General features: G+C 44.2%; 5 protein-coding genes. 2 read left to right on the top strand and 3 right to left on the bottom strand.

All coding sequences use genetic code 11. The annotated features are described in order from the left end of the window. Positions 1–176: 176 nt before the first annotated feature. From QUA13_RS31065 to QUA13_RS31055, 3 genes are all read right to left on the bottom strand, one after another. Positions 177–602 carry a type II toxin-antitoxin system antitoxin SocA domain-containing protein gene (locus QUA13_RS31065; RefSeq protein WP_333204768.1) on the bottom strand — a complete coding sequence of 142 codons (426 nt, stop codon included), beginning with the start codon at positions 600–602 and terminating at the stop codon, positions 177–179. A gap of 478 nt (positions 603–1,080) precedes the next feature. Then, positions 1,081–2,076, bottom strand: coding sequence for a pentapeptide repeat-containing protein (locus tag QUA13_RS31060; RefSeq protein WP_333204766.1), 996 nt, complete (start codon positions 2,074–2,076; stop codon positions 1,081–1,083). A gap of 183 nt (positions 2,077–2,259) precedes the next feature. Then, positions 2,260–3,951, bottom strand: coding sequence for a hypothetical protein (locus tag QUA13_RS31055; RefSeq protein WP_333204764.1), 1,692 nt, complete (start codon positions 3,949–3,951; stop codon positions 2,260–2,262). A gap of 70 nt (positions 3,952–4,021) precedes the next feature. Here QUA13_RS31055 and QUA13_RS31050 point away from each other — a divergent pair, with 70 nt between their 5' ends. Both QUA13_RS31050 and QUA13_RS31045 read left to right on the top strand, forming a co-directional pair. Then, positions 4,022–5,521, top strand: coding sequence for an NAD(P)/FAD-dependent oxidoreductase (locus tag QUA13_RS31050; protein WP_333204762.1), 1,500 nt, complete (start codon positions 4,022–4,024; stop codon positions 5,519–5,521). Further along, positions 5,522–5,671: a hypothetical protein gene (locus tag QUA13_RS31045; RefSeq protein ID WP_333204761.1), complete on the top strand. Its 150-nt coding sequence runs from the start codon at positions 5,522–5,524 to the stop codon at positions 5,669–5,671. Positions 5,672–5,964 lie beyond the last annotated feature (293 nt).

Below are 5,964 nucleotides of genomic sequence, written 5' to 3'. Positions count from 1 at the left end.
TCGTAATTCATATTATTAAGCTCATTTTTTCTTTTATTTTACCTAGAACGATCGCACTTTCGCAAGAGGTCTATTGTAGTAATCTTGAGGATTTTCGGCGATTTTTGGTTGTTTTTGAGGAGCTGGCTGGGCTTTGACTTTTGGCTGTTTTTTCTGCTTGGACATGAGGGACAGGATTACAGGCTGCTGTAGTATTCTGCCATTGCAGCGAGTGTAATTTCCTGATTTCCGCGCTGTGTGGCTGCGAGTCCTTTTCTGGCACCGATCCAGGGTTCTTCTTGATGGGTCAAGTCACTCAGCCACTGGGAAGTCCGATCGCCGTAGAATTCCAGGACTTTATCAATAGTTTCTTTTTGGATCGGGGTGAGATTTTCGGGATTACCTGCGATCGCTGAGACGATAAATTGCCCTTTGTGGTGCTGGTAGAGGTCTGGAATAACAGGCCCGTTTGCCCATGCTTCTACGCTTTCAGGAAACAGGGGGGCATCATCCCAGACTAATGACCATGCCTGAGCGTAGTACAAAAGTTTCTGAAGTTTCATCGCGGGGAGTTCGCCTTTTTTGGCGAGAATATAAGCTGCAACGTCTTGTACAGTTGTCATGCTAATTACCTCCGTTTTCATTGTTGCACTGAAACTTTTCTTAATTCTATTATAGTCCATAAATATCGATAATTGGCGCTAATCTTGGAACCCACATTCCGCACGTCAATTTGTAGTATGGCCAGTCATACGAAAATTCTGAGCAAGTAATACGAAAATTCTGAGTTATTTGACGTTTTATTTGTTTTGTTTGCGTATAAATATTTAGTTTTTTCTGTTTTGGTGTTTGCCAAACTACCAAACAGGTGTAATAATTACATATTACATTTTGAAGTGCGGAATGTGGGTTTTAGGATTTCTGGGAGTGGCACATAGAGTAGGCGGTAAGGTAAATCCTTCAGGACTTATATCAATTCCGGTTGCACCAGAGACATGATTTAGAGGACACGGCAGTGCCGTTTGCCTACCCGGATTAATAGTAGGGACACGGCACTGCCGTGTCCTCGGTATCATTCCGATGCAACCGGAAACGATCTTACTACCCGTGCATTTCTCCATTCGGCATAATTGTACCGCGCCACTGAACACCTGCTAAATTAGCAGTGCTCAAATCTGCCCTAATCAAAGTTGTGCGGTGCAAAATTGCATCCCGCAAATCAGTTTTAGCCAGGTAAGCATCTGTCATATCAGCTTCACTCAAATTTGCCTGATTAAAATTAGCTCGACTCAAATCAGCCCGCACCAAATTAGCTCGACTCAAGTCCGCCATAATTAAATTAGCATTGCTCAACTTAACATCAGTAAGAAATGCACCCCGCAAGTTAGCGCCTGCCAATTCAGCATCAAGTAACACAGCTCTTTCCAACTTAGCATTTGTCATTACAGCCCAAGAAAAATTTGTTTCTACCAAAGTTGCTTCAGTCAAAAATATGCCCTCTAAAATAGCTTCGCTCAAATTCGCCTGAGTCAGATTTGCTTCTCCCAGAAATGCTTCAGTCAAATTCGCGTGACTGAGATTAGCTTTAGTCAAATCTGCACCTTGCAAATTGACGCCCCGCAAATCTGCACCTTGCAAATTTGCACCCCGCAAATTTGCACCCTCAAAAATCCGCAGTTCCTTCCGCAAATTTGCACCCCGCAAGCACGCACCGCGCAAATCTGCACCTTGCAAATTCACACCTCGCATATCTACATCGCTCAAATTTGCATCGATAAAAACTGCCAAAGAGATGTTGGCTTTGCGAAAGTCTGCACCTTGCAAACTTGCTCCGTGGAAGTCGGCATCGGACAAATTTGCTCCGCTCAAGTTAGCCTGATTTAAGTTAGCACCGGACAACTTTGCATTAGTTAAATTGGCGCGCTGAAGGTTAATTCTGCTCAGGTACGACATCGCTAAGTTTGCACCCCAAAGGTCAGCACTACTTAAATTGACGCCTATTAAATCGGCACCGCTCAGGTATACCCCTCTGAGATTCATACCTTGAAAATCTAGTTCTCCTGATGTATATCGTCTTAAAATTTCGCTGGCATTCATATTGGTTTTTGTTGTGAATTAGGTACAATCTGCTATTTCTAGACTGCTTAAATTTCAGTTCGCGCAGGCGGACTTAGTTTTTGTAGCCCCAGACTTGAGTCTGATAAATTTGATGAAATTTCTTTAATTTCAGTTTGCGCAGGCCGACTTAGTTTGTGTAGCCTCAGACTTGAGTCGGGGCATTTAATGAGTTTGATTCACAAATTCTTGAGTCCAAGAGACTGTTTTGCTGCCTAACTGTCGCCCGTGAATTTTTACATGAGTAAGATATTTTGACTTTAAAGTACACAGTTTTTTGTGAAGGTAGGTAGCTGTAGCCTGTTGGTTTGGTACTTCGGCAGAATCCAGAATGACGTGGAGCCAACCGTCTTTAAAGCCCGCTGTAGCCGTAATTCCCTTAGGCTGTAGCAATTGATCGATCAATTGGGCGATCGCCTTTGGTTTACCTTGTTTCGCCATTTCCAGAAGCTGATACTGATTTGCTTTATGGCTAGAGATTTCCGGCGGTATTTCGGAAAGAGTGTCCGCCCTTTTTTCTGGAATTTCAGAAGGATATTTCCCGCTTTCTTTTGACTCCAATTCGATCAAAATTTCCAGCATCTTATCGGTAAACTTCTGAACTTTTCCTACATACTCTCTGAGATTCTTATATTTCCAGTACAAACGGTCTTCTGCACTTCCCGTAGAAAATTTTCCGTTCAAAGCAGCTTCTAACTGGGTGAATATATTTTCTATTTGCGCTGTTGCGGAGTTAGCACTTTGACTGACTAACTCTGTCATTTCTTCTTCCAATTCCAACTTGCGTTTGATGGAATCGCTAATATTTATAATAACAGGAGCCGCCGGTTCTAAAATTTCGATAATAGTCGGCATTTCTGCAACTGGGAATGTTTCTACCATTTCCTGTCTGAAATGGGTAGGATAATTATTGCTGGTTTCGGGCTCTTTAAACTGTACATTTTCTGCCGTGCCAGGCACTAAGTAACTCTTTTGGGGGTCATAATGATAGTGAGCTGGAGCAGCTTGAAGGATGTGAGTAATCTCGCCTGGATCAAAATAATCGGTGCGCCTGTCCACCAGCTCGCTCTCTTCATAAACACTGTTGTTTAAACGTGTCTGATCGTAACCTTCGCTAGCCGAAGATTCGGCTTCATGAGGTTCTTCCTGTTGCATTGTTGCGTAACAAGGATTCATCGCTTTGATGATTACGCTCGCAGCTTGGTCGTTTTCATCTCTGTTGTCGAGATTGCTAGCAGTTGTGTACAACTGAGATTCGAGTTCGGCTAGGCTACCGCAGACATTAAACAGTTGTCGCAGCAGATTGTCAAGTTCTTGAGTTTTCAGCAGCAGCCAGTCGCGATCGCTAAAAGTAAACTGGTGATAAAGACTAGAAAAAATTAGGATTTTAGCCCTCAGCGGATTTGTTTGCTGCAAAATCTTTTGTCTGACATCAAATAAATTTCCGGGGTTTCTTGCCCTTTCTTCGCTGCTTGATACTTCCAAACTAAAGTGCTCTTCAAATGCGGGAGCTTCTTGACCCCCAAAACTAGATATGTTTGTTTCTAATTTGGTGAAATCTTCAAATTCATACAGCCTGCTAAGCTGACAGATTATGAGGTCTGATACTAAAGCATACTCGTCTTTTTTATTAACCTTAGAAACTATATTATTTAAAACAGCTTCAATATCTTCTAACCTGCTATATTTGGCGCATATTTCTTCGATTAAACTCCTTACATCTGCGCTGGCTAGTTTGGCCGTATCGTTTTCCCAAAACTCTTTACAAGCAAAAAATATTATTTTTTTAATGCGCGAGAGATGGACATCTTGTTCTAATTCGCGAACAACTTCATCTAAAATAGATAAAGGTTTCATAGTTTTCCTCTCCAAAAAATACCCTGTCAACAGTCAGCAAGAAATAATACAATTATACCACATTTGATAAATGCAAGACTTTGATGCGATCGTAATTGGCAGCGGTATTGGCGGCTTAGTCGCCGGCTCGATGCTAGCTCGCTACGGCAAGCGGGTTATCGTATGCGAGAGCCACACCATAGCGGGCGGGGCAGCTCACAGCTTTTCTCGCCGGGGATTTCACTTTGATTCTGGGCCTTCTTTTTATTGCGGTTTGACTGACCCGCATTCGTTTAATCCTTTGCGGCAAGTTTTTGATGTTTTAGAGGAATCGATCGCAGCAATTTCCTACGATCCGCTGGGGCATTACCATTTTCCAGAGGGAAGTTTGCCGGTTTATGCTGATGCGAGAAGTTACTTAGATGCTGTAGCTAAGTTCGCACCGCAAGGTGCTGTAGAATTGCAGCAATTTCAACAAAATTTATTAGTTTTGTATGAGGCTTTGCGTGGAATTCCGGCTTTAGCGCTGAGATCCGATTGGCAGTTGATACCTGTTTTGCTGTCTCGGTACTCGCCTGCTTTGCTGAAGCTGTTACCGCTAGTAGGTGCGATCGCAGGTTCTGCTGGTTCCTTGATGGATCGGGACGTGCGTGACCCTTGGGTGCGGCGTTTGATTGATTTGGAGTGCTTTTTGCTGTCGGGTTTGAAAGCGCACGGAACTGTCGCGCCGGAAATAGCTTTTATGATTGGCGAACGATCGCGCTGTGCGATCGAATATCCTGTAGGTGGCAGCGGTGCGATCGTCGATGCTTTAGTCAGAGGCTTGCAGCGCTGGGGAGGAAAGTTGCGCCTGGGAACTCCCGTCGAGCAAATATTAGTTGAATCCGGTAAAACCACCGGCGTTCGCTTGCAAAATGGCGAAATTATCCGCGCCCCCATTGTTATTTCAAATGCCACCGTCTGGGATACTTATACAAAATTACTGCGACCTGAAGATTTGCCGGAAAGCTACCGAAAAAACGCTTTGTCGATGCCAGCAGTAGACAGTTTCATGCACCTGCATTTAGGAATTAAAGCCGCAGGACTCGAAGGTTTGACCGGCCACCACGTCGTCGTTCACGACAGCAAGATTGACATTACAGTACCCGGAAATACTTGCATGATTTCGATTCCTACAGTCTGGGATGCAACTCTGGCGCCGCCCGCACATCACGCCGTTCACGCTTATACATTGGAACCTTACGAAGGTTGGGAGTACGGCGAATTGTATCAGCAGAAAAAGCAAGAGCGATCGCAATCTCTGTTTCAAGCTTTAGAAAAAATTATACCGGATCTGCGATCGCGAATAGTCTTAGAGTCGATCGGCACACCGCTAACCCACGCCCGATTTTTGCGCCGATATCAAGGAACTTACGGGCCTGCAATCGCCGCCGGAAAAGGCACATTTCCCGGGTCGCAAACACCAATCAAAGGCTTGTATCGGGTGGGAGACAGCACCATGCCGGGAATTGGCGTACCCGCCGTCGCAGCCTCAGGTATTTTGTGCGCGAATACTTTGGTAAATTCGGATGTTACAGCACAATTTTTGTAAGTGAAGGAAGAAGGAAGAAGGAAGAAGGAAGAAGGAAGAAGGAAGAAGGAAGAAGGAAGAAGGGAAATTAACTGGTTCCCTGGCGCTGGCTGGGAATCGAGATCCAAAGGCTCTGCCTCGCTTGCAAAAAAACAGGAGGCAGAGCAATAGTGAAATGCGTTCCCAGCCAGAGCCAGGGAAGGAGGAAAACGAGGAAAAAACTACTTTTTACAAAATCTGCCTGCTCCCAAAACTGATTATCCACCAGCGGCAAAAGCGCCCATAATTGCGATCGACAAAGCCAAACCTGGCAACAGCAGCAATCCTAACATTAAAGCATCGTGTCCGCTCATCACATTCTCCTGATATTGACCTTTGATATTATACTCTATAGCAATCCTAAATGATTTTCTATATCTAGAGCAATCCTAAATGATTTTCTGTGTGTAAGTATATTGACGTAT

Origin of the sequence: Microcoleus sp. S28C3, assembly GCF_036700785.1 — a bacterium.
Classification (GTDB): Bacteria; Cyanobacteriota; Cyanobacteriia; order Cyanobacteriales; family Microcoleaceae; genus Microcoleus; species Microcoleus asticus.
The sequence above is the reverse complement of the archived record's forward strand: the minus strand, read 5'-3'. Positions and strand labels throughout refer to the sequence as shown.

Coding starts and splice junctions, on each gene's coding strand:
- QUA13_RS31050 (WP_333204762.1), top strand. CDS start 4,022: ATGCAAGACTTTGATGCGATCGTAATTGGCAGCGGTATTGGCGGCTTA.
- QUA13_RS31055 (WP_333204764.1), bottom strand. CDS start 3,951: ATGAAACCTTTATCTATTTTAGATGAAGTTGTTCGCGAATTAGAACAA.
- QUA13_RS31060 (WP_333204766.1), bottom strand. CDS start 2,076: ATGAATGCCAGCGAAATTTTAAGACGATATACATCAGGAGAACTAGAT.
- QUA13_RS31065 (WP_333204768.1), bottom strand. CDS start 602: ATGACAACTGTACAAGACGTTGCAGCTTATATTCTCGCCAAAAAAGGC.